General features: G+C 40.1%; 20 protein-coding genes. 11 read left to right on the forward strand and 9 right to left on the reverse strand.

Going from position 1 to position 20,743, the window contains the following annotated elements; genetic code table 11:
• Positions 1-3: 3 nt before the first annotated feature.
• Together HPE56_RS02375 and gndA are read left to right on the forward strand one after the other, a co-directional pair.
• A complete protein-coding gene (locus HPE56_RS02375; RefSeq protein WP_188242158.1) occupies positions 4-552 on the forward strand; it encodes an acyl-CoA thioesterase in 549 nt (182 codons plus the stop codon).
• 10 nt (positions 553-562) lie between these two features.
• Positions 563-1,975, forward strand: coding sequence for an NADP-dependent phosphogluconate dehydrogenase (gene gndA / locus HPE56_RS02380; RefSeq protein ID WP_188242159.1), 1,413 nt, complete (start codon positions 563-565; stop codon positions 1,973-1,975).
• Positions 1,976-2,092: 117 nt separating this feature from the next.
• Here the strand turns inward: gndA and carB are convergent, their stop codons facing one another.
• A complete protein-coding gene (carB, locus tag HPE56_RS02385; protein ID WP_188242160.1) occupies positions 2,093-4,945 on the reverse strand; it encodes a carbamoyl-phosphate synthase large subunit in 2,853 nt (950 codons plus the stop codon).
• Between the two features lie 94 nt (positions 4,946-5,039).
• Positions 5,040-5,198 (reverse strand): 50S ribosomal protein L34, encoded by a 159-nt coding sequence (gene rpmH / locus HPE56_RS02390; RefSeq protein WP_089887732.1) that lies wholly within the window; start codon positions 5,196-5,198, stop codon positions 5,040-5,042.
• A 229-nt stretch (positions 5,199-5,427) separates the two neighbouring features.
• Here rpmH and HPE56_RS02395 point away from each other — a divergent pair, with 229 nt between their 5' ends.
• Positions 5,428-5,943, forward strand: coding sequence for a DUF2892 domain-containing protein (locus HPE56_RS02395; RefSeq protein WP_188242161.1), 516 nt, complete (start codon positions 5,428-5,430; stop codon positions 5,941-5,943).
• A gap of 1 nt (position 5,944) precedes the next feature.
• Here the strand turns inward: HPE56_RS02395 and cls are convergent, their stop codons facing one another.
• The 3 genes from cls to HPE56_RS02410 form a co-directional block, all read right to left on the reverse strand.
• Entirely contained in the window at positions 5,945-7,408 is a 1,464-nt protein-coding gene (gene cls / locus HPE56_RS02400) for a cardiolipin synthase (RefSeq protein ID WP_188242162.1), read from the reverse strand.
• A 2-nt stretch (positions 7,409-7,410) separates the two neighbouring features.
• Positions 7,411-8,370, reverse strand: coding sequence for a lytic transglycosylase domain-containing protein (locus tag HPE56_RS02405; RefSeq protein WP_188242163.1), 960 nt, complete (start codon positions 8,368-8,370; stop codon positions 7,411-7,413).
• Positions 8,371-8,470: 100 nt separating this feature from the next.
• Entirely contained in the window at positions 8,471-9,133 is a 663-nt protein-coding gene (locus HPE56_RS02410; RefSeq protein ID WP_188242164.1) for an alpha/beta fold hydrolase, read from the reverse strand.
• Positions 9,134-9,302: 169 nt separating this feature from the next.
• On the opposite strand from HPE56_RS02410, the gene HPE56_RS02415 reads away from it, so the two are divergent.
• A complete protein-coding gene (locus tag HPE56_RS02415) occupies positions 9,303-9,596 on the forward strand; it encodes a GNAT family N-acetyltransferase (protein ID WP_109650395.1) in 294 nt (97 codons plus the stop codon).
• A gap of 63 nt (positions 9,597-9,659) precedes the next feature.
• On the opposite strand, the gene mtaB is transcribed toward HPE56_RS02415, so the two are convergent.
• The 3 genes from mtaB to HPE56_RS02430 all read right to left on the reverse strand — a co-directional run bounded on the left by mtaB (position 9,660) and on the right by HPE56_RS02430 (position 12,646).
• The gene (gene mtaB, locus HPE56_RS02420; RefSeq protein ID WP_188242165.1) at positions 9,660-10,985 is read right to left on the reverse strand and encodes a tRNA (N(6)-L-threonylcarbamoyladenosine(37)-C(2))-methylthiotransferase MtaB; all 1,326 of its coding nucleotides are present in this window, start codon (positions 10,983-10,985) and stop codon (positions 9,660-9,662) included.
• Positions 10,986-11,117: 132 nt separating this feature from the next.
• Positions 11,118-12,290 (reverse strand): GlmU family protein, encoded by a 1,173-nt coding sequence (locus HPE56_RS02425; protein ID WP_188242166.1) that lies wholly within the window; start codon positions 12,288-12,290, stop codon positions 11,118-11,120.
• Between the two features lie 83 nt (positions 12,291-12,373).
• Entirely contained in the window at positions 12,374-12,646 is a 273-nt protein-coding gene (locus tag HPE56_RS02430) for a type B 50S ribosomal protein L31 (protein ID WP_109650793.1), read from the reverse strand.
• Between the two features lie 186 nt (positions 12,647-12,832).
• Here HPE56_RS02430 and HPE56_RS02435 point away from each other — a divergent pair, with 186 nt between their 5' ends.
• From HPE56_RS02435 to HPE56_RS02465, 7 genes are all read left to right on the forward strand, one after another.
• A complete protein-coding gene (locus HPE56_RS02435) occupies positions 12,833-13,354 on the forward strand; it encodes a DUF4199 domain-containing protein (RefSeq protein WP_188242167.1) in 522 nt (173 codons plus the stop codon).
• 118 nt (positions 13,355-13,472) lie between these two features.
• The gene (locus HPE56_RS02440; RefSeq protein ID WP_188242168.1) at positions 13,473-14,447 is read left to right on the forward strand and encodes a glycosyltransferase family 2 protein; all 975 of its coding nucleotides are present in this window, start codon (positions 13,473-13,475) and stop codon (positions 14,445-14,447) included.
• A 24-nt stretch (positions 14,448-14,471) separates the two neighbouring features.
• Entirely contained in the window at positions 14,472-16,181 is a 1,710-nt protein-coding gene (locus tag HPE56_RS02445) for a phospho-sugar mutase (protein WP_188242169.1), read from the forward strand.
• Entirely contained in the window at positions 16,181-18,001 is a 1,821-nt protein-coding gene (locus tag HPE56_RS02450) for an ABC transporter ATP-binding protein (protein WP_188242170.1), read from the forward strand. Before HPE56_RS02445 ends, HPE56_RS02450 begins: the two co-directional genes overlap by 1 nt.
• A 67-nt stretch (positions 18,002-18,068) precedes the next feature.
• Entirely contained in the window at positions 18,069-18,611 is a 543-nt protein-coding gene (locus HPE56_RS02455; protein WP_188242171.1) for an RNA polymerase sigma factor, read from the forward strand.
• A gap of 33 nt (positions 18,612-18,644) precedes the next feature.
• On the forward strand, positions 18,645-19,175 hold the full coding sequence (locus tag HPE56_RS02460) for a hypothetical protein (protein ID WP_188242172.1): 531 nt from the start codon (positions 18,645-18,647) through the stop codon (positions 19,173-19,175).
• Positions 19,168-19,623: a hypothetical protein gene (locus tag HPE56_RS02465; protein WP_188242173.1), complete on the forward strand. Its 456-nt coding sequence runs from the start codon at positions 19,168-19,170 to the stop codon at positions 19,621-19,623. The genes HPE56_RS02460 and HPE56_RS02465 overlap by 8 nt, the downstream gene beginning before the upstream one ends.
• A gap of 52 nt (positions 19,624-19,675) precedes the next feature.
• On the opposite strand, the gene HPE56_RS02470 is transcribed toward HPE56_RS02465, so the two are convergent.
• On the reverse strand, positions 19,676-20,707 hold the full coding sequence (locus HPE56_RS02470; RefSeq protein WP_188242174.1) for a WD40/YVTN/BNR-like repeat-containing protein: 1,032 nt from the start codon (positions 20,705-20,707) through the stop codon (positions 19,676-19,678).
• Positions 20,708-20,743 lie beyond the last annotated feature (36 nt).

Consider the following 20,743-nt stretch of genomic DNA (forward strand, 5'->3'; position numbering starts at 1 on the left):
CAAATGAAAAAATTTAAATCTGCTGAGGAATCACATGTCTCCATTACGGAATTGATGCTTCCCTCCCATTCCAATTTTAGTGGTAAGGTCCACGGTGGACATATTCTCAACCTAATGGATCAAATCGCATTTGCCTGCTCTTCGAAACACTCCCAACATTATTGCGTAACGGCATCGGTGAACAAGGTTGATTTTTTGAACCCCATCGAAGTCGGTGAACTGGTTACCCTACGGGCCTCCATAAATTACACGGGGAGAACCTCAATGGTGGTTGGGGTACGTGTAGAATCGGAAAACATTACCACAGGGGAGAAAAAACATTGCAACTCTTCTTATTTTACCATGGTCGCTAAAGACGACAATGGCAAAAACGTACCCGTACCTGGTTTGATCATAAAAGACCATCAGGGCGTAAGGCGATTCAGTCGTAGTATGAGACGTAAAGAGCAAGCAACAAAGAGAAGTTCCAAATTCAAGGCCGAAACGTTTAAGACCGATGATCATTTGGAAAATCTGGTAGCGGAAAATGTAAAAATTGAATTGACTATATAATTTTAGGTTTATGGGACAAAAAAGGTATGATTTTGGATTGGTTGGACTTGGGGTCATGGGACGTAATTTCATTTTGAATGTCGCAGACAAAGGCTTTTCGGCATTTGGCCATGATCTGGACGGGGACAAGGTGGCGTCCCTTCTGGAAGAAGGTGGAAATACCGATAAAATCAATGCTTCAACAGATGGCAAAACCTTTGTGGAATCCTTATCGTGCCCCCGAAAGCTAATGCTTTTAGTGCCCGCTGGCAAAGCTGTCGATGCTGTTATTGAGGGACTTCTACCTTATTTAGATCAAGGGGATATTATTATTGATGGTGGAAATTCATTTTATAGGGATACGGATAGAAGGGAGTCCTATTTAAAATCGAAAGGAATACATTTCTTCGGTGCCGGGGTTTCAGGAGGTGCCAAAGGAGCCAGACGTGGCCCAAGTATCATGCCTGGGGGCTCCAAAGAAGCTTACCAAGAGGTGAAACCCATATTCGAAGCTGTAGCCGCCAATTTTAACGGTGAGGCCTGTGTAGCCTATTTAGGTCCTAAATCAGCAGGAAACTACGTTAAAATGGTCCACAACGGCATTGAATACGGATTGATGCAGTTGACTTCCGAGATCTATGATATCCTAAAAAAAGCCGGGAATTATTCCAATCCAGAATTACAGCAACTTTTTGACTCATGGAACCGCGGTCGGTTACAATCGTTCCTGGTTGAGATCACCGCAGACATCCTAAAAAAGAAAGACGATAAGACCGAAGGGTATTTGGTCGATATGATCCTGGATAAGGCCAAACAAAAGGGTACCGGTAAATGGACTTCCCAAAATGCAATGGACTTGGGCATTCCCATACCTACGATTGATGTCGCAGTGAGTATGCGGGAACTTTCGGCCTTAAAAGAGGAACGTCTTCAGGCCCATTCCATGTACCCTAAGAAAGAGTTTGAAAAAATGGATAAGGAAGCATTGGGGAAATGGGCTGAGGAAGCCTTATATTTTGGCTTTATACTTACCTACGCCCAAGGTTTTCATCAATTGACCGAGGCTTCCAAAGAATATGGTTACGAACTCAATATGCCAACCGTGGCCAAAATATGGCGTGCCGGTTGTATTATCAGGGCTGGACTTTTGGCAGACATCGCCAAGGCTTTCGACAAAAACAAAAGTACCACCCACTTGGTATTGAATGAGGATTTTGCCGCCAAGATCAAACCTACACTGCCTGCTGTTCGCCATCTGGTAGCCTTTGCCGTAAACAATGGAATACCGCTTCCCGGATTAAGTAATGCGTTAACCTATTTTGATGGTTTCACTACAAACCGCTTGCCCTTGAACCTGATCCAGGCCCAAAGGGATTACTTTGGCTCCCACACCTATGAACGCACCGATATGAACGGTATTTTCCATACCGATTGGGAGATTTAAAAAACTATAACCCAAAGAATTGAGGCAATATAATAAGGGCTATTTAAACAGTGTGTTTAAATAGCCCTTATTCAATACAAAGTACACTAATTACTTCGTTGGAGTGCTGATTTTTTATTATTTGGAGAGGTACATCTTTCTTCTTGAATAAAGGTTGTAAAACTCATCATCCTTTAAACTATCGATAAATAGTATACTTTCCCCCGTACTCTTCATTTCCGGTCCTAGGTTTTTATTTACATTCGGGAATTTATTAAAAGAAAATACCGGTTGCTTTATTGCAAACCCATCCAATTGCGGATTAAAATTGAAATCCTTTATCTTCTTTTCTCCCAACATCACCTTGGTCGCATAGTTCACATAAGGTTCTTTATATGCTTTGGAAATAAATGGAACCGTTCTTGAGGCTCTTGGATTGGCCTCTATGATATATACAATATCTTCTTTAATGGCAAACTGAATATTGATCAATCCAACGGTATTCAAGGCCAAGGCGATTTTTTTGGTATGATCCTTTATCTGTTGCATGACAAACTCCCCTAAATTAAAAGGAGGCAAAGTCGCATTGGAATCCCCGGAATGGATACCACAAGGTTCGATATGCTCCATGATTCCAATAATATAAACATCCTTACCATCGCAAATAGCATCCGCTTCCGCTTCGATGGCTCCATCCAAATAATGGTCCAAGAGCAACTTGTTGTTGGGTATTTTTCGAAGTAAATCGACCACATGGGTCTCCAACTCCTCCTTATTGATAACAATCTTCATACCTTGCCCCCCTAATACATAGGATGGTCTTACCAACAATGGGAAATCCAGTTTTTCGGCCAATTCCAAAGCCTCTTCGGCGGTTTCCGCCACCCCGAATTGCGGGAAAGGGATATTGTTTTCCTCCAATAATGTGGAAAAACTCCCCCTATCCTCGGCCAAATCCAAGGCTTTAAAGGTGGTTCCAATAATCTTGATTCCGTATTTATCCAATTTTTCAGCCAGTTTCAAGGCTGTCTGCCCTCCCAATTGCACAATAACACCCTCCGGTTTTTCATGACGGATGATATCATAGATATGCTCCCAGAAAACCGGTTCGAAATACAACTTATCCGCCGTATCAAAATCCGTCGATACCGTTTCGGGGTTACAATTGATCATTATAGTCTCATAACCACATTCTGCTGCTGCCAATACCCCGTGCACACAGCAATAATCGAACTCTATCCCCTGCCCAATCCGGTTGGGACCCGATCCAAGCACCACTATCTTTTTCTTATCGGTGACAATACTATCGTTTTCAACCTTTTTAACGCCATCCGCGGTTTCGTATTCCGCTTCGAATGTTGAATAATAATAGGGTGTCATCGCTTTGAACTCCGCTGCACAGGTATCCACTAGTTTATAAATCCTATTGATGTTCAGTTCTTCACGCTTGGAGTAAACCTCACTTTCATAACAATCGAGCATATGGGCGATCTGCCTATCGGCAAAACCCTTCTGTTTGGCCTCCAACAACAGACTCTTCGGTAGACTGGCAATGGTATATTCCGATATTTCCTTTTCAAGGAAATGTAATTCCTCATACTGTTTCAGGAACCACATGTCAATTTTTGTGATATCATGGATCCTACTAAGTGGAATACCCAATTGAATGGCATCGTAAATAACAAAAACCCTATCCCAACCGGGAATCGTAAGTTTATTTATAATTTGATCGTAATCGGTATATCCCTTTCCATCGGCACCAAGTCCGTTTCGTTTGATCTCGAGTGATTGGGTTGCTTTATGAAGTGCTTCCTGAAAAGAACGACCAATACCCATTACTTCTCCCACGGATTTCATTTGCAGGCCTAAGGTTCTGTCAGATCCTTCGAACTTATCAAAATTCCATCGCGGTATTTTTACGATTACATAATCCAAGGTTGGCTCAAAAAGAGCGGACGTTGATTTTGTAATTTGATTATCCAACTCATCCAAATGGTACCCAATGGCTAATTTTGAGGCAATCTTCGCAATAGGATAACCTGTTGCTTTTGACGCCAACGCCGAAGACCTGGACACCCTAGGGTTGATCTCTATAGCAATAATATCCTCTTCTTCATCCGGACTAACAGCGAACTGCACATTACAACCACCGGCGAAATCACCAATACTTCGCATCATTTTGATGGCCATGTCGCGCATTCTTTGATAGGTACGGTCAGACAAGGTCATTGCAGGCGCAACGGTAATGGAATCCCCTGTATGGATACCCATGGGGTCCATATTCTCAATGGTACAGATAATCACAACGTTGTCATTCTTATCCCGTAACAACTCCAATTCGTATTCTTTCCACCCCATTAGGGCCTTATCGATCATAACCTCGTGAATAGGTGAGATTTCAAGTCCCCTACTCAATAACTCATCAAAATCCTCAGGTTTATAAACAATCGAAGCCCCGGCGCCCCCTAAGGTATAGGAAGCACGGATTACCAAAGGAAACCCGAATTCCTGGGCTATTTCCTTTCCTTTTAAGAAAGATGTCGCTGTTGCCTGGGGAGCCATTCCCACTCCTATTTTCAACATCAATTCCCTGAACTTCTCACGATCTTCGGTAATATTTATCGCATCGATATCAACCCCAATGATCTCTACATTGTGATCTACCCAAATTCCTTTTTCATCAGCCTCAATACATAGATTCAAAGCTGTCTGTCCTCCCATCGTGGGCAAAACCGCATTGATTTGAGGGTGTTCTTTCAATATTTCAAGAATAGATTTTGTCGTCAGCGGTTTCAGGTAAACATGATCCGCCATTGTCGGGTCAGTCATAATCGTGGCTGGGTTACTATTGATCAAGACGGTTTCTATACCATCCTCCCGTAAACTACGAAGTGCCTGGGAGCCCGAATAATCGAATTCACAAGCTTGTCCGATTACAATTGGACCTGACCCTATAATCAATATTGACTTTAAATCTTTTCTTTTTGGCATGCTCTCAGTTTTGTTTTAGATATTACAAGAATAAAAAAAAGGTGCTACTTTTAGAAAAGTAACACCTTAATATTTTAAAAAAATAGTTCTAACATTATTTTTTATGTCTCGGCTCAGAGGATACAGATAATTTTTTTCTTCCTTTTGCTCTTCTTCTAGAAAGAACTTTTCTACCATTAACGGTTGCCATGCGCTCTCTAAAGCCATGCTTATTCTTCCTTTTTCTTTTTGATGGCTGATATGTTCTTTTCATCCTCTGGCTAAATTTTTAAACTTATATTTTGTGCTTATGATTTTTGCTTATACCTCTGCAAAATCTGGGCGCAAATATACAAAGAGTTTTCGCTTTGACAAACCTAATCAAAAAAATATTTTTTTCATGCAGGTTTACTAGCTACAAGATGGTTTTTATTACTTTTGCCCATCAAGGGATCAAATGTCCATTATTGGTTAAATTCATCCACAAACAATAGCAAACTACCATGTTCAACAAAAATATCAAACTCGTTATAGCAGGCCTGATTATTGCATATGCCATTTATCAATTTGTTGAGGGAAACATCGGAAACGGTATATTCTTGATTCTTTTTTCATTCATATTCATATTCCTCTATTTTAGGAACGAAATTATTTTACTTGCTTTTCTTAGAATGCGGAAACAAGATTTGGAAGGTACCAAAAAATGGTTGGACAAGATTAAAAATCCGGAATCAGCCTTGATCACCAAGCAACAAGGGTATTTCAACTATTTGCACGGAATCATTCTTTCCCAAAAGAACCTGACCCAGGCGGAGAAATTCTTTAAAAAAGCTTTGAAACTCGGACTCACCATGGATTATGATACGGCAATGGCCAAATTGAGCTTGGCTGGTATTGCCATGCAGAAGCGCCGCAAAAGGGAAGCTACGATGCTTTTGAACGAAGCCAAAAAATTGGATAAAAGCAACATGCTTACCGATCAAATAAAAATGATGCAACAGCAAATGAAAAAGATTTAACTTAGAGCAAAGGAGCCCATAATCTACTGATCGATTCTTGTATTTTACGGGTCATACCACGTTGTAACCATCTTTCATAATCCACTTCCTCACTTTCCAATAGATCTTTTTTGTAGATTTCCCGCATTTGCCGGTTAATTCCCATATTGTATACTAGAGCATTGATTTCAAAATTCAACGAAAAACTTCGATAATCTAAATTTGCAGTTCCTATACTCGTGAAATAGTCATCAATGATCATTGTTTTTGCATGCACAAACCCCTTGTGGTATCTAAAAATGCGAACCCCGGAACGCGCCAATTGCTCAATATAGGAATCCGTCGCATACTGGGCCGCCCATGAATCCGATTTCTTGGGAATGATGACCCTAACATCCACCCCACTTCGAGAAGCTGTTGTCAAAGCGGTTAGAATTTGACTATTGGGTATCAAATAAGGGGTCGTAATACAAATGCTTTTTTTGGCCGTGTTTATGGCCGTGAACATGGCCTCCATAATATTCTCCCAATCAGTATCAGGACCGCTGGCAATGATTTGGACCGCTACGGGATCCTGTACTTTGGATTTGGATTTAGGAAAATGTCTTCCCTCCAATGCAATATCATCCTTGGCAGCGAAGTTCCAACTGAGGAAAAAGGAGGATTGCAAGGCCCCTACGGCCGCACCTTGTATCCGCAAGTGGGTATCCCTCCAATAACGCTTGTTCGTATAGTCATTATTATACTTCTTGTCAATATTGATCCCGCCTAAATAACCGATTTTACCATCAATAACGACTATTTTACGATGGTTCCTGTAATTGATCTTACTGGTGGAATTTGAGAACAATACCGGTAAGAACGCATGGTGCCGCACTCCACTGTCAGTCAGAAGTTTTTTGGATCTCGATGAAATAGTGCTTCCCACATCATCATAGATCAACCTTACCTGTACCCCTGCTCTTGCTTTTGCACAAAGCGATTCAATAATTTCAATTCCTTGTACATCATCGACAAACACGAAATATTCCATGTGTATGTGATCTTCTGCCTGTGCAAGGTCTTTCTTTAATTTTTTGAATTTTTGCTCCCCATTGACCAGAATATCCACTTCATTCTCAAAAGTGAGAACCGCTTTCTCGTTGTGACGCAATAAATTATAGATTTTAAAGGCCCCATCGCCAAATTCATTCTTGAAGTCGAAACGCTCCTCCCTGTCTAAACTGAATTTCTTACGCCACTGCTTCAGTGACTCATTGTCGAAAATGTACTTCTTTTCGAATATTTTGTGCTTTCGATAGTCCTGTCCGAAAAAGTAATAAATGAAAATGCCCAAAAATGGCAGTATGGCCAGTATAAATATAAATGAGAGTGTTTTTACCGGATTTTTGTTCTTGAGTACGATAAGTATCGAAAAAAGTACAACCAGCACATAATTTACCCCTAAAAGAATTGGCCAAATATTTTCCTTGAAGAAAGAAAACATACCTATTTGGCGACTTTATAATAGCCTTTATTCGGGATTTCTATGGTGTATGTCTTTCTTGATGCATTGTTCAAGTGAGGCTCTCGTAACCATGGGTTATGCCGTTTTAAGATTTTATAATTGATCTCATATTTTTGGGCAAAATCCGCAAAACTGGCAATAGGCTCATCGACCTCTACCTTAAACGCAGGAACGGCACTGTACATATCTTCCTTTTCAATCTCAAAGCCATATTTTTCAGGACTCGAAAGAATTTCTTTTATGGCCATAATCCTGAATACGTACCTTCCTGTCTCTTGTCCGAGCAAAAGATCATAATAATCCTCTACCTTCTGGATTCCCATAAATTTATTGATTGCACCAGGACCTGCATTGTAAGAGGCTGCGGTCAGTGTCCAACTTCCATATTTCTCTTTCCATTTGTTCAAGTAATCACAGGCAACCTGGGTCGATTTCTCTAGATGGTAACGTTCATCCACATTGGCATTTATCTCGAGTCCATACTCCCTACCCGTTCCTTTCATTATTTGCCAAAAACCGGTAGCCCCGGCATGGGACACCACATTGGTCAAGCCACTTTCCGCAACTGCCAAATATTTAAAATCATCTGGAATACCATTTTTGGCCAGAATAGGTTCTATAACCGGGAAGTATTTATTGGCCCTTTTCATTAATAGCAAGGCATTTGACTGCCAATAGGTATTCACCAAGAACTCCCTATCGATACGCTCCATAATTTCAGGGTCGTCCTGAGGCACCAATTCACCTGCAAAATTCAAATCTTCCGGGATCTCAATCGCAGAAATCCTATACGTATCGGAAACACTCTTATCATTATCGTTTTCGGCAACATCCTGTACAGATTCATTTTCGCTTTCATTAACACCTTGTACGGCAAAAATGAGGGTCGTTATCACAAAAAAGACCCCTAACAGCATTAAAATATTCTTTAAAATCCTCATATTTCCTCATTAAGTTTAAATCCAAAGGTACTAAAGAAACATAGAAAAAAATGAATCTTTATTTCTTAATACAGTGACAAACACCATTACTACAACTTCGTTATTCCCTAATAATTGTGGGCAGATGCTCATTAAACCATCGAGCACGATGGATAATCATGGTATGAGTGCCGTTTTTAACAGGAATGCAATCCTTAATATGTGCGATAGGGAAAACAGTATCCTTATCCCCATGGATATGCACAAGGTTTTTAGGATACCGCAGCTGTTTCCAATTGACAATCTGGTCAATTGACCAATCAATATACTGTTTATCCCTAATGGACAAGTACTTTTCGTAAAGTTCCAATCGCTTATGTACGGCCTCCCCAAACGCATATTTGGCCAGCAATTCCACATTATTCACCAATCCCGTAGGCAATAGTTTATGCACTTTGGTGTATTTGGCAAAGAGCATTCTTTTAGGCAATTCTTCCGTACTTTTTACGCTAGAAACCAGGATAACCTTCTTTGTATCTATGAGTTTGGCCATTTCCTGTACCAGCATACCCCCGAAGGAAACCCCAATCAGGACCGGGTGGTCATGTTTAATGTTTTTTACCATTTTCTGCGCATAGGCAACCAATGACATGTCCTTTTCCGGGACAAACCAATCAAGCCTATGGGTTTCAAATTCAGTTTCAGGTAAACGTATATTTTCGAATATCGTTGAATTCGCAGCCATTCCTGGCATGAAGTAAACTTGTATTTTTTCTTGGTTCATATCGTTCTGCCTTACGAATTTCTTAGGAAAATCGTATTTTTATTATTACTTTTGTATTCTGTTTCGAATAACCCCAAGCATCTTATTACAAAGCCATGTAAATGTATAAAATTACGATTCAATCTGACGTGATTTTTTTTAGGTAAGACCAATAATAAAATCTAACTATATGAATGAAGTAGAAATAAATGACAATAGTTTCTTGCGCCAATTTGAAGCTAGAGTCGAAGGTCAATTAGCTAAGATCGAATATTCTTCACAAGAACGTAAAGTTTTTTTAACCAAATTGGTTATTCCGGAAGAAATCACAAAAGAAGGTTTTAAAGAAGACTTCATCAAATCTGTTTTACATCATATTCAAGACCAAAACCTAAGAGTGGTACCTACGAGTCCACAAATAGCAGGTTTCTTAAGAAAAAACAGACAGTACAAAGAGATGCTACCGGTAGGAATCCGGATTTAATCCAAAAAAACAACTTACAAAACCTGTTTATACTGAAACAAATTCAGTCATTAACAGGTTTTTTTATGCCGTGATGCCACTTTCCACAAACTGTATCTTTACGAGTCCGTCTACATCGATGTCTGTAAGTTCCACTTCCTGTAGTGTATTTACCAAATTGGGATTCCAAGGATACTTTACCTTAACATAATTCTCGGTAAAGCCCTGAATATAACCTTCTTTGTTTTCCCCTTCGAACAATACGGTCCTAATAGTCCCCAATTGACTTTCATAAAAGGCCCTACGTTTTTTCACTGATAGGCCCCGGAGCATTTTACTTCGTTTGCTCCTTACCTTTGATGGTACGGGGTCAAGCATACTTGCTGCAGGGGTATTATCCCTTTCCGAATAGGTAAAGACATGCAGATAGGAAATATCAAGTTCATTCAGAAATTGGTAAGTTTCCAAAAAATGGTCGTCACTTTCCCCCGGAAAACCAACAATAACATCGACGCCTATACAGGCATGGGGCATGGTCTCTCTTATTCGGTTTACCCTATCAATATAAAGTGTTCGCAGGTAACGACGCTTCATCTGTTTTAGAATAGCATCACTCCCACTCTGTAGGGGAATATGAAAATGGGGCACGAAAGAATTACTTTTTGCTACAAAATCTATGGTTTCATTTTTCAACAAATTAGGCTCAATGGAAGAAATCCGTAATCGATTAATGCCCTCTACCCTATCCAAGGCTTGTACCAAATCCAAAAAAGTATGTTCATGTTTTTTATTCCCGAATTCACCTTTCCCAAAATCACCGATATTTACTCCCGTAAGTACGATTTCCTTAATTCCCTTTTCTGAAATTTCCTTGGCATTCTTAAGTACGTTTTCCAAAGTATCACTACGAGAGATACCCCGGGCCAAAGGAATGGTACAAAAGGTACATTTATAATCACAACCGTCCTGTACCTTCAAAAAGGCACGTGTACGATCACCAATGGCATAACTCCCTACGTAAAAATCAGCTTCCTCAATCTCACAGGCATGCACCTGCCCATAATCATTCTTGGATAGATCATTGACATAATCGGCTATCTTGAACTTTTCCGTTGCCCCCAAAACCAAGTCCACCCCATCAACCGCGGCCAACTCTTCAGGTTTAAGTTGTGCGTAACAACCAATGGCTACCACAAATGCTTCCGGATTTGTTTTTAAGGCATGTCGCACGATGGACTTAAAACGCTTATCTGCATTTTCGGTGACCGAACAAGTATTTATAACATACATATCAGCCTTCTCGGAAAAGTCTACACGCTCATAACCATCTTTTTGGAAATCTCTTGCGATTGTTGAAGTTTCTGAGAAGTTGAGTTTACATCCCAAGGTATAAAATGCTACTTTCTTCATGTGGAATTCAATTGGGTGCCCCGGGTAATTGTTTTAATTGGGCTTGCAAATATATCAAATTTTGTAGTTAGGAGGTCCTAAAGGAATATTTCAGACGTTTGGTTTTCCCACTACTGCTTATTGAATATGGAATTAGTAATTCCTCCACTTTTTGGTGAGCTCAAAAACATGGTTAAGGATATCCGCCTCTTTTTCATCAAACTCCACTCCCCTACGGGCCATCATAACTTTAGCGGCCTCAAAAGCCTTAATCGGCAAGTAGGACGTAAAACCAGAAGCGCCTCCCCAGCTAAAACTAGGTATAAAATTCCTTGGGAATCCAGGTACATAAATATTGGCGTTAACCCCGATAACCGTTCCTGTATTGAACATGGTATTGATGGCCGTCTTACTATGGTCCCCCATCATCAGTCCACAGAATTGCAACCCTGTTTGCTCAAACTTCTCGGTGGCATAGTTCCATAATCGCACTTTGGCATAATTGTTCTTTAGATTGGAGTTATTGGAATCGGCCCCAATGTTACACCATTCCCCCAAAACGGAATTTCCCAAATACCCTTCATGCCCTTTGCTCGAATATCCGAAGATGACCGAGTTACTTATTTCACCACATACCTTACCATGAGGTCCTACAGTAGTGGGTCCGTACATTTTGCCCCCCATTTTAACCACGGCATTGTGACATAGGGCAAACCCCCCACGAATAAGGCTGCCTTCCCAAATCTCGGCATTCTCCCCTATGTATATGGGTCCCTCCGTAGCATTCAAAATACTGTATTCCACATTGGCGCCTTCCTCAAGGAAAATATTCTCAGGATGTATTACACTATTCGTTTCAGATATGGGCTCTGAGGTTCTTCCCTCAGTAAGAAAATCAAAATCCGCCTGTAGTGCCTCACCATTTTTGGAAAAAATATCCCACGTATGCTCAATACGTATGACTTCCCCTTCGAACGATATTTGTTCAAATGTGGAGAAATCAACTTCCTGGCCCTCCAATGAAAAGAAAGCTATTATATCTTCTCCCTGAAAAACAGCCTGGTTTTCTTTAAGTGACTTAATTTGGTCTACTAATTCCTTGGTTGGCAAAAAGGAGGAGTTGATCAACACATTCCTGTCCAACTCTACCATAGGATATTTTCCTGACAGATAATCCTCTGTGATTGTCGTAGTGGTCGTGTTGAGATATTTTTCCCATTTTTCACGTATGGTAAGAATGCCAACACGTATATCGGCTACAGGTCGTGTGAAAGTAAAGGGCAACAAGGAATCCCTTGAAGGCCCATCAAAAAGGATATAATTCATAAATTGAATTTTGCTTAAAACAAATAGCGCCCTCGATACTAACTATCGAGGGCGCATGTTTATTGTTGAATAGTGTACTTATTCTATTCTTCTTCTTTTTTATCCGCTTTTTGGAATTTCTTGTACTTGTTCTTGAATTTATCAATTCGACCTGCTGTATCCAAGAATTTAGCCTTACCTGTATAGAAAGGGTGTGATGTCCTAGAGATTTCCAATTTCACTAAAGGATATTCAACACCTTCAACCTCTAAAGTTTCTTTGGTGTTTGCAGTTGACTTTGTTAAAAACACTTCTTCATTCGACATGTCTTTAAAAGCAACTAATCTATAATTTTCAGGGTGTATTCCTTTTTTCATTTTTTTAAAATCTTTATAACGCCCATTCCGACAGGCATGCATTTTAAGGCTGCAAATTTACATTTTTTTATCTAAAACACAATTAATTGTTCAAAAAAGAAAAAATAAATATTCGTACCTTTCGGTGTAACATAAACTACAATTAGCCAACTAATATACCAAACCAATTAAATCTTAGATATAAATATGGAACAAAACGAACCAAAAACAGGGAAATTCGCATTAAATTTTGGCGTGCTACTTGGTGTAGTCAGCGTTGTATTCGGACTTATGCTATTTTCAATGGATATGCATTACGACCAAGGATGGGCGATTCGTGGAATTAGCTTGGTATTGACCGTGGCCGCCATATTTTTGGGCATATTCCAATTCAAAAAGGCCAATGGAGGATACCTGACCCTATCAGAAGCCTTGAAAATCGGAACAGGAATCGCCTTGATTGCCGGAATTATAGGTTTGATCTATTTCTATTTACTGTCCAATGTCATAGAACCTGGCTATATGGACAAGATGTATGAAATAGGCAAAGTGCAGGCTATGGTGGACAATCCAAATCTTACTGAAGAACAAATTGACCAAGGAATAGAAATGCAAAAAGGTTTCGCATGGCTAACCTATCCGTTCATACTAATCATGAATATTATTATCGGATTGGTATTGGGACTTATCTCTGGACTTATTTTGAAAAAACAAAAACCAGCGTATTAACAAACACTTTCAAACTTTTGAAATCAATCAAAAAACATCCTTTTTCGCTTCTGATCAAAAAGTTTAATCGTGTTAAATGTCAAAATTGTACTTTTGAAAAGAATTTCAGAAGTTTTCAATGAACCTATCTGTAGTAATACCATTACTGAACGAAGAAGAGTCCTTAAACGAACTGCACGATTGGATTGTAGCTGTTATGCAATCCAATCGTTTTTTATATGAAATCATCTTTATAGATGATGGCAGTACCGATGGTTCGTGGAACATTATTTCCCTTCTTTCCGCCAAAAACGAAAATGTCAAAGGCATCCGTTTCAGCAAAAATTTCGGCAAGTCACAAGCCTTGCATGCCGGCTTCAAAGCGGCACAAGGTGATGTGGTCATTACCATGGATGCCGACCTACAGGATAACCCTGAGGAAATTCCCGAATTATTCGACCTAATTCAGAACAAGGGGTACGACCTTGTATCCGGATGGAAGAAAAAACGATACGACTCGGTCATAACCAAGAACATTCCCTCTAAATTATTCAATTGGGCAGCCCGTAAAACTTCCGGGGTCAAATTAAACGATTTCAATTGTGGATTAAAAGCTTACAAAAAGGCAGTAATCAAGACTATTGAAGTTCGTGGTGAAATGCACCGCTATATACCCGTTCTTGCCAAAAGTGCCGGATTCACCAATATCGGCGAAAAGATAGTACAACATCAGGCCCGTAAATACGGTAAAACCAAATTCGGTATGGAACGTTTCATCAATGGTTTTTTAGATTTGATCACCATTTGGTTTGTTTCCAAATTCGGAAGGAGACCCATGCACCTTTTTGGCGCCCTTGGCGTGTTGATGTTCATCATAGGCTTCGGATTTGCCATTTTCCTAGGTATTGACAAACTGTTTATAAATCCTACCGCCCGATTAATAACCGATCGACCTGAGTTCTTTATTTCATTGACTTCTATGATCATCGGGACACAACTGTTCCTTGCGGGGTTCTTGGGTGAAATCATGGTACGATCCAGAAAAGACGAAAAACGATATAATATATTGGAGGAATTGAATCTTGCCCAAGAAAAAGAGCAATTTTCTTCGTAAATTAACCTATAAAATAAAAAGTACATGGATTCTATTTTAAACGCTGCCAAAAGCTGGCTTTCAGATTTTTTCGACGCTGATGTCAAAACTGAGATTCAACAACTAATCGACAATGATCCCGAGGGACTAAAAGACCGGTTTTACAAGAACATGGAATTTGGGACGGGTGGTATGCGCGGTATTATGGGTGTTGGAACCAACAGGATCAACAAATATACCTTGGGAAAAAGCACCCAGGGACTTAGTAACTACCTGAAAAAGAGTTATCCAACGGAAGAAATCAAGGTGGTGATCGCATATGATTGTCGTCATAACAGTGATACGTTGGCTAAAACGGTTGCCGATGTGCTATCGGCCAATGGCATCAAGGTTTATCTTTTCTCTGAATTAAGAACCACACCCGAATTATCATTTTCGGTAAGACACCTCAATTGCCATGCGGGAATCGTTTTGACGGCTTCCCACAATCCACCGGAATATAATGGCTATAAAGTCTATTGGACCGATGGAGGACAAATAGTACCACCACAGGATGGGGAAATCATTGGTGAGATCGATAAACTGGCTTACGAGAATATCAACTTCAATGCCAATGAAGATTTAATCGAATATATCGATAAGGATGTTGACGAGGCCTTTATGACGGCATCGGTTGCCAATGGTAGTTTCAATGCCAAAGGAAAGGATGATTTCAAGATTGTTTTTACCTCATTACACGGTACATCGATCACAGCGATTCCCGAAGTTTTGAAGAGAGCTGGTTATAACAATGTAACCATCATTGAAGAACAGGCAAAACCCGATGGGAATTTCCCAACCGTTAAATCCCCTAACCCAGAGGAACCTGAAGCCTTATCCATCGCAATCAAGAAAGCTGTGGAAATTGGGGCCGATATGGTTATCGGGACAGATCCGGATAGTGATCGATTGGGAATTGCCGTTAGAAACCTTAAAGGGGAAATGGAATTACTCAATGGTAACCAGACCATGGTAATGATGACCAAATTCTTATTGCAGAAACGCAAGGAAAAAGGGATGCAAGGCAATGAATTCATAGCGTCCACTATCGTATCCACACCGATGATGAATGCCTTGGCCGAAGCCTATGGTGTAGAATACAAAATAGTATTGACCGGCTTTAAATGGATTGCCAAAATGATCAAGGATTTCCCGGAATTGCATTTTGTCGGCGGTGGCGAGGAAAGTTTCGGATTTATGGTAGGTGATTTTGTACGGGACAAGGATGCTGTTACCGCTACCCTATTGGCCTGTGAAATTGCGGCGGATGCCAAAGCAAAGGGAAGTTCGTTTTACAAGGAATTGATCCAATGTTATGTGGATTATGGTTTTTATAAGGAAAAATTGATTTCAATGACCAAAAAAGGAATCAGTGGTGCCGAGGAAATAAAACAAATGATGGTCGATTACAGGGAGAACCCAATCAAGGAGATCGATGGTTCCAAAGTTGAATGGGTACACGATTACGATAGCTCAGTAGCTAAAAATATGATTACCGGAAAAACGGAAACTATTGAAATCCCAAAATCGAATGTATTGATCTACACTACCGAAAATGGGACACGAATGGCCGCAAGACCAAGTGGAACGGAACCAAAAATCAAATTTTATTTCAGCATAAATTCAAAACTCGACACGGTCGATAATTTCGAGAAAGTTCAAAAAGAACTCGATTCGAAACTCGATCGGATTGTAAGTGAATTGAAACTCGGTTAATGGATTATTTTAAAAAAATCCTTCGCTTTGCGAAGCCATATAAGAAATACGGATTTCTTAATATATTTTTCAATATCCTTTACGCCTTGTTCAGTGCCTTGTCCTTTGCGGCATTGATCCCGATGCTGGATGTGCTTTTCAAACCGGAGAAAAAGGTTCTAAAGGAACCTATATACACTGGAATGGGCCAATTAAAGGATTATCTCCAGGATTATATCAATTACCGGGTCACGGACTATTCAGGGGATGATCAAATGAAGGGGCTGGTCTTGGTCATAGGACTCGTTTTAATCTTGTTCCTATTAAAGAACTTCTTTAATTACGCCGCCATGTATTTTATTACATTTTTGCGTAATGGGGTTTTAAAGGATGTTCGTAACCGCATGTACCAAAAGATAACGGAACTGCCTATTTCTTATTATTCGGAAAAACGCAAAGGGGATGTCATCGCCCGTATTACCTCGGATGTATTGGAAATACAGCATTCTTTTCTTTCTATTTTGGAATTGATCGTTCGCGAACCCTTGACCATTGTGTTCACCATCTTGATTATGTTCGGGATCAGTTCCAAATTAACCATTTTCGTGTTTATTTTCATACCGGTTGCCGGAGCCATTATTTCGAGAATCGGCAAATCGTTGAAAAAGAAATCGGATCGCGTCCAAAAAGAACAAGGGGAGTTTTTATCCATTGTAGAGGAAACGCTTGGTGGATTAAGGGTCATCAAGGCCTTTAATGCCGAATCCCGCTTTTATAAAACATTCAGTACCTCTACCGAACGATTCTTTAAGTTCTCTAACAAGTTATTGAACCGTCAGAACCTGGCTTCACCAACTGGGGAGTTTTTGGGTATTTTGGTCATTGGTGTCCTATTGTGGTTCGGTGGTAAAATGGTATTGGTGGAAAAGACCCTTGATGCTTCATCGTTCATCGCTTATATGGGACTTGCCTATAACATTCTAACTCCGGCCAAAGCCATAAGTAAAGCGTCATTCGGGGTCAAAAAAGGGAATGCAGCCGCGGAACGCGTCCTTCAGGTATTGGAAACTGAAAATCCAATTGTTGACAAAGAGGATGCCATGGAAAAAACAACCTTCGACAATAACATTGCCCTTGAAAACATCTCCTTTAAATACGAAGATGAGTATGTATTAAAAGACTTTGATTTGAACATACCCAAGGGGAATACTGTTGCCTTGGTTGGTCAATCAGGAAGTGGAAAAAGTACCATTGCCAATTTAGTGACCCGATTTTATGACGTCAACAATGGGGCCATTAGTATTGATGGTACGAACATCAAGGATATCAGCAAAAAATCGCTGCGTAACTTGATGGGATTGGTTACGCAAGACTCTATCCTGTTCAATGATACCGTTGGCAACAATATTGGTATGGGCAAGGAAAATGCCACCGATGATGAGATCATCGAAGCCGCGAAGATTGCCAATGCCCATGAATTCATAGCATTGCTGCCAAATGGATATGACACCAACATCGGGGATAGCGGCAATAAATTAAGTGGTGGCCAAAAACAACGTATCTCCATTGCCAGGGCGGTTCTTAAAAATCCACCGATAATGATACTCGACGAGGCTACCTCAGCCTTGGACACCGAAAGTGAGCGATTGGTACAGGATGCCTTGGAAAAAATGATGTTGCACAGAACCTCTATTGTTATCGCACACCGATTATCCACAATTCAAAAAGCGGATTCCATCGTTGTTCTCCAGAAAGGCAAAATCGTTGAACAAGGCACACACAACGAACTTTTGGCCAAAAATGGGGTCTACAGGAAACTGGTGGAGATGCAATCTTTATAAAACATAATACCACGCATTAAACCTTTTGTCCTAGAATAGGTCTTAGTTTAAACTTAAGTGCTGTAATTTGATAGCCGAAGAGACATTACTAAACGAGTTGAGACGTCCAGAAACCCTGGACAAAGCCTTTGAAGTGTTGGTCAACACCTACAAAGAACGCCTCTATTGGCATATACGAAGAATCGTCTTAAACCATGATGATAGTGACGATGTTCTTCAGAACACCTTCATCAAAGTCTATAAAAACATCAACGGCTTCAAAGGGGAAAGTCAATTGTATTCATGGATGTACCGTATTGCCACCAATGAATCCCTGACCTTTCTGAAGAAAAAATCCAACAAGATGGGGATTTCCGATGCAGAGCTTCAAGACAGAATGGTATCCAATTTACAAGCTGATGTCTATTTTGATGGGGATGAGATACAAATAAAACTTCAAGAGGCTATTGCCCGTTTACCAGAAAAACAAAAATTGGTATTCAACATGAAGTATTTTCAGGAAATGAAATACGAGGAAATCTCAGGAATATTACATACTTCGGTGGGCGGTTTAAAAGCATCCTATCATTTGGCGGTTAAAAAATTGGAAGCTTTTTTAAAAGAGGATTAAACCTTTTAAGGTATTGAAAGTCAAAGAATAGAAATGAAAAAGACAAACAACAAAAAGGATTTTAAAGTCCCCGAAGGTTACTTCGAAGGATTTACTGATAAGCTAATGGAACGTGTTTCAACTTCCAACGCCGATCAGCAGAACCTTATGTTGCCTAAATCAGACGGTTTCAAAGTACCCGACGCCTATTTTGAAGGACTGCATTCAAAAATACAAGCAAAATTGGAAGGGGAAGAAACCAAGGTCATCCCACTCAATCCTTGGCACAAACACCTGTATTACGCAGCTGCATCAGTGGCAATCGTAGTTCTCCTTACAATTGCAATACAGTTCAACCAATCACCAGAACTAACTTTTGAGAGTTTGGCCAATGCTGATATCGAGGATTATTTTGAACAGACGGATCTAGGGTTTTCAACCTATGAGATCGCAGAAGTAATCCCTATTGATGACCTTGAAGTTTCCGATATTCTGGAATATCAGTTTAAGGATGAAAACATCATCGATTATTTGGATGATGATATTGATAATATTGAAGAATTAAATCTATTGGATAATGATTAACTATAAGAACATCACAGTACTCCTGTTATTGCTGTTCATTACAACATTTACCTTTGGACAGCGTAAACCTGATAAAGAAAAGATACGTACACTCAAAGTGGCGTATCTTACGGAACAACTGGAATTCACAACGAGTGAAGCCGAGGCTTTTTGGCCCATTTACAATACCTATCAAGATAAAATGGATGCCTTTAGAAACAAGGAACGTGCCATAATCTATGACAAAACAAAGGACATGGAATCCCTATCGGAACAAGAGGCGAATACCCTATTGGAAGATTTGCTAGCTTTGGAAAACGAAAAGAGCCAAGAGAACAAACAGTTTTTAAAAAATATTCAAAAAGTGATTTCCGCTAAGAAAACCTTTTTATTATTGAAAAGTGAAAACGGATTTAAGCGGCACTTATTGAAGCAATACCATCAAAAAAGGAATGGCGGACAACGATAATCCTCCATCCTAAACAATTAAGATATATTCCAAAATAGGGGCCAAAAGGCCCCTATTTTGATTTAAAAACCAATTTGGCAATTCTATTTTTGCCGGCCGCATAGGCAATGGAATCATTTAAAAAACGTACCGTATAAAAGGATTCATCCGAAAGCCTTGACCATTTTTCACCTTTGTTGCTACTATAGGAAATCCCGGTAAAACCTACCGCAACGATCCCATTCCCCCCGGAATTGGGCACAAAACGAACACAACTTTTATAGTTTGGCTCTTGGCCATCCGCCAGTAACCTCCAGCTTTTTCCGCCATCTTTGGTAATGGCCTTATTGGCGATATTCCCTTCAGGCTGGGTGTAATCACCACCTAGGGCGATTCCTAGGCTTTCATTATAAAAATCCAAAGAATAAATGCCTTGGGCTTCTTCCTTATTCATTATAGGTGTTTGAAAAACTTCCCAGGTCTTTCCTTTATCCCCTGAAAAATAAATACGGCCACTCGTCGTTGCGACCCATGTCTTTTCCCCTAAGGTCTTAATGTTGGTGTTGCTCGCTGCGAAAGCCCCTTCCCCATCGATTCCATTCGGTAAGTTGGCACATGGCATCTTATTCCATGAAAGGCCGCCGTCCCTTGTGATAATAATGGACAAACAACCATCTACCGAATCACCAATGGCTATACCTTCTTGATCGTTCCAAAAAGTCATGGCATCGTAAAAAACACCTTCCCCTTCTTCCTTGTAAACCAGCTCCATGCCATTGTCCCCTGTTTTATACAACAAAGCAGGACTACCTACCGATAACATAAAAAAGTCGGTCGATGTATGTGCAACAGCCCTAAATTCGGGTAACAGGGAATCCTGCTTCAGCATATTGGTACGAATCTGTTTGGTGCTAAGGTCAATACTGCCAAAGACACCATTATTGGCACCAAAGGCCAAACTATTATCCAAAAGGGCTATGGCCCTAATACTGAGGGAGTCTTCATAGAGAGGCTCTATCTGTACAGAAACGAAGGGCTTTGTTCCACTTTGATCGGCACATCCAATAACAATAATGAGAATAAGAAGAGGGATACAATATCGCATAGCAATAATTTTTTTCAAAAATAGACAGAATAGCAG

It is taken from the genome of Maribacter aquimaris (assembly GCF_014596745.1).
In the GTDB taxonomy this organism is placed as follows: Bacteria; Bacteroidota; Bacteroidia; order Flavobacteriales; family Flavobacteriaceae; genus Maribacter_A; species Maribacter_A aquimaris.

Bases quoted from the DNA above. Each gene is read 5' to 3' on its own strand.
- HPE56_RS02470 (WP_188242174.1), bottom strand. From the start codon at position 20,707: ATGCGATATTGTATCCCTCTTCTTATTCTCATTATTGTTATTGGATGT.
- HPE56_RS02395 (WP_188242161.1), top strand. From the start codon at position 5,428: ATGTTCAACAAAAATATCAAACTCGTTATAGCAGGCCTGATTATTGCA.
- HPE56_RS02410 (WP_188242164.1), bottom strand. From the start codon at position 9,133: ATGAACCAAGAAAAAATACAAGTTTACTTCATGCCAGGAATGGCTGCG.
- carB (WP_188242160.1), bottom strand. From the start codon at position 4,945: ATGCCAAAAAGAAAAGATTTAAAGTCAATATTGATTATAGGGTCAGGT.
- HPE56_RS02435 (WP_188242167.1), top strand. From the start codon at position 12,833: ATGGAACAAAACGAACCAAAAACAGGGAAATTCGCATTAAATTTTGGC.
- mtaB (WP_188242165.1), bottom strand. From the start codon at position 10,985: ATGAAGAAAGTAGCATTTTATACCTTGGGATGTAAACTCAACTTCTCA.
- HPE56_RS02465 (WP_188242173.1), top strand. From the start codon at position 19,168: ATGATTAACTATAAGAACATCACAGTACTCCTGTTATTGCTGTTCATT.
- cls (WP_188242162.1), bottom strand. From the start codon at position 7,408: ATGTTTTCTTTCTTCAAGGAAAATATTTGGCCAATTCTTTTAGGGGTA.
- HPE56_RS02430 (WP_109650793.1), bottom strand. From the start codon at position 12,646: ATGAAAAAAGGAATACACCCTGAAAATTATAGATTAGTTGCTTTTAAA.
- gndA (WP_188242159.1), top strand. From the start codon at position 563: ATGGGACAAAAAAGGTATGATTTTGGATTGGTTGGACTTGGGGTCATG.
- HPE56_RS02460 (WP_188242172.1), top strand. From the start codon at position 18,645: ATGAAAAAGACAAACAACAAAAAGGATTTTAAAGTCCCCGAAGGTTAC.
- HPE56_RS02445 (WP_188242169.1), top strand. From the start codon at position 14,472: ATGGATTCTATTTTAAACGCTGCCAAAAGCTGGCTTTCAGATTTTTTC.
- HPE56_RS02415 (WP_109650395.1), top strand. From the start codon at position 9,303: ATGAATGAAGTAGAAATAAATGACAATAGTTTCTTGCGCCAATTTGAA.
- HPE56_RS02450 (WP_188242170.1), top strand. From the start codon at position 16,181: ATGGATTATTTTAAAAAAATCCTTCGCTTTGCGAAGCCATATAAGAAA.
- HPE56_RS02405 (WP_188242163.1), bottom strand. From the start codon at position 8,370: ATGAGGATTTTAAAGAATATTTTAATGCTGTTAGGGGTCTTTTTTGTG.
- HPE56_RS02440 (WP_188242168.1), top strand. From the start codon at position 13,473: ATGAACCTATCTGTAGTAATACCATTACTGAACGAAGAAGAGTCCTTA.
- rpmH (WP_089887732.1), bottom strand. From the start codon at position 5,198: ATGAAAAGAACATATCAGCCATCAAAAAGAAAAAGGAAGAATAAGCAT.
- HPE56_RS02425 (WP_188242166.1), bottom strand. From the start codon at position 12,290: ATGAATTATATCCTTTTTGATGGGCCTTCAAGGGATTCCTTGTTGCCC.
- HPE56_RS02375 (WP_188242158.1), top strand. From the start codon at position 4: ATGAAAAAATTTAAATCTGCTGAGGAATCACATGTCTCCATTACGGAA.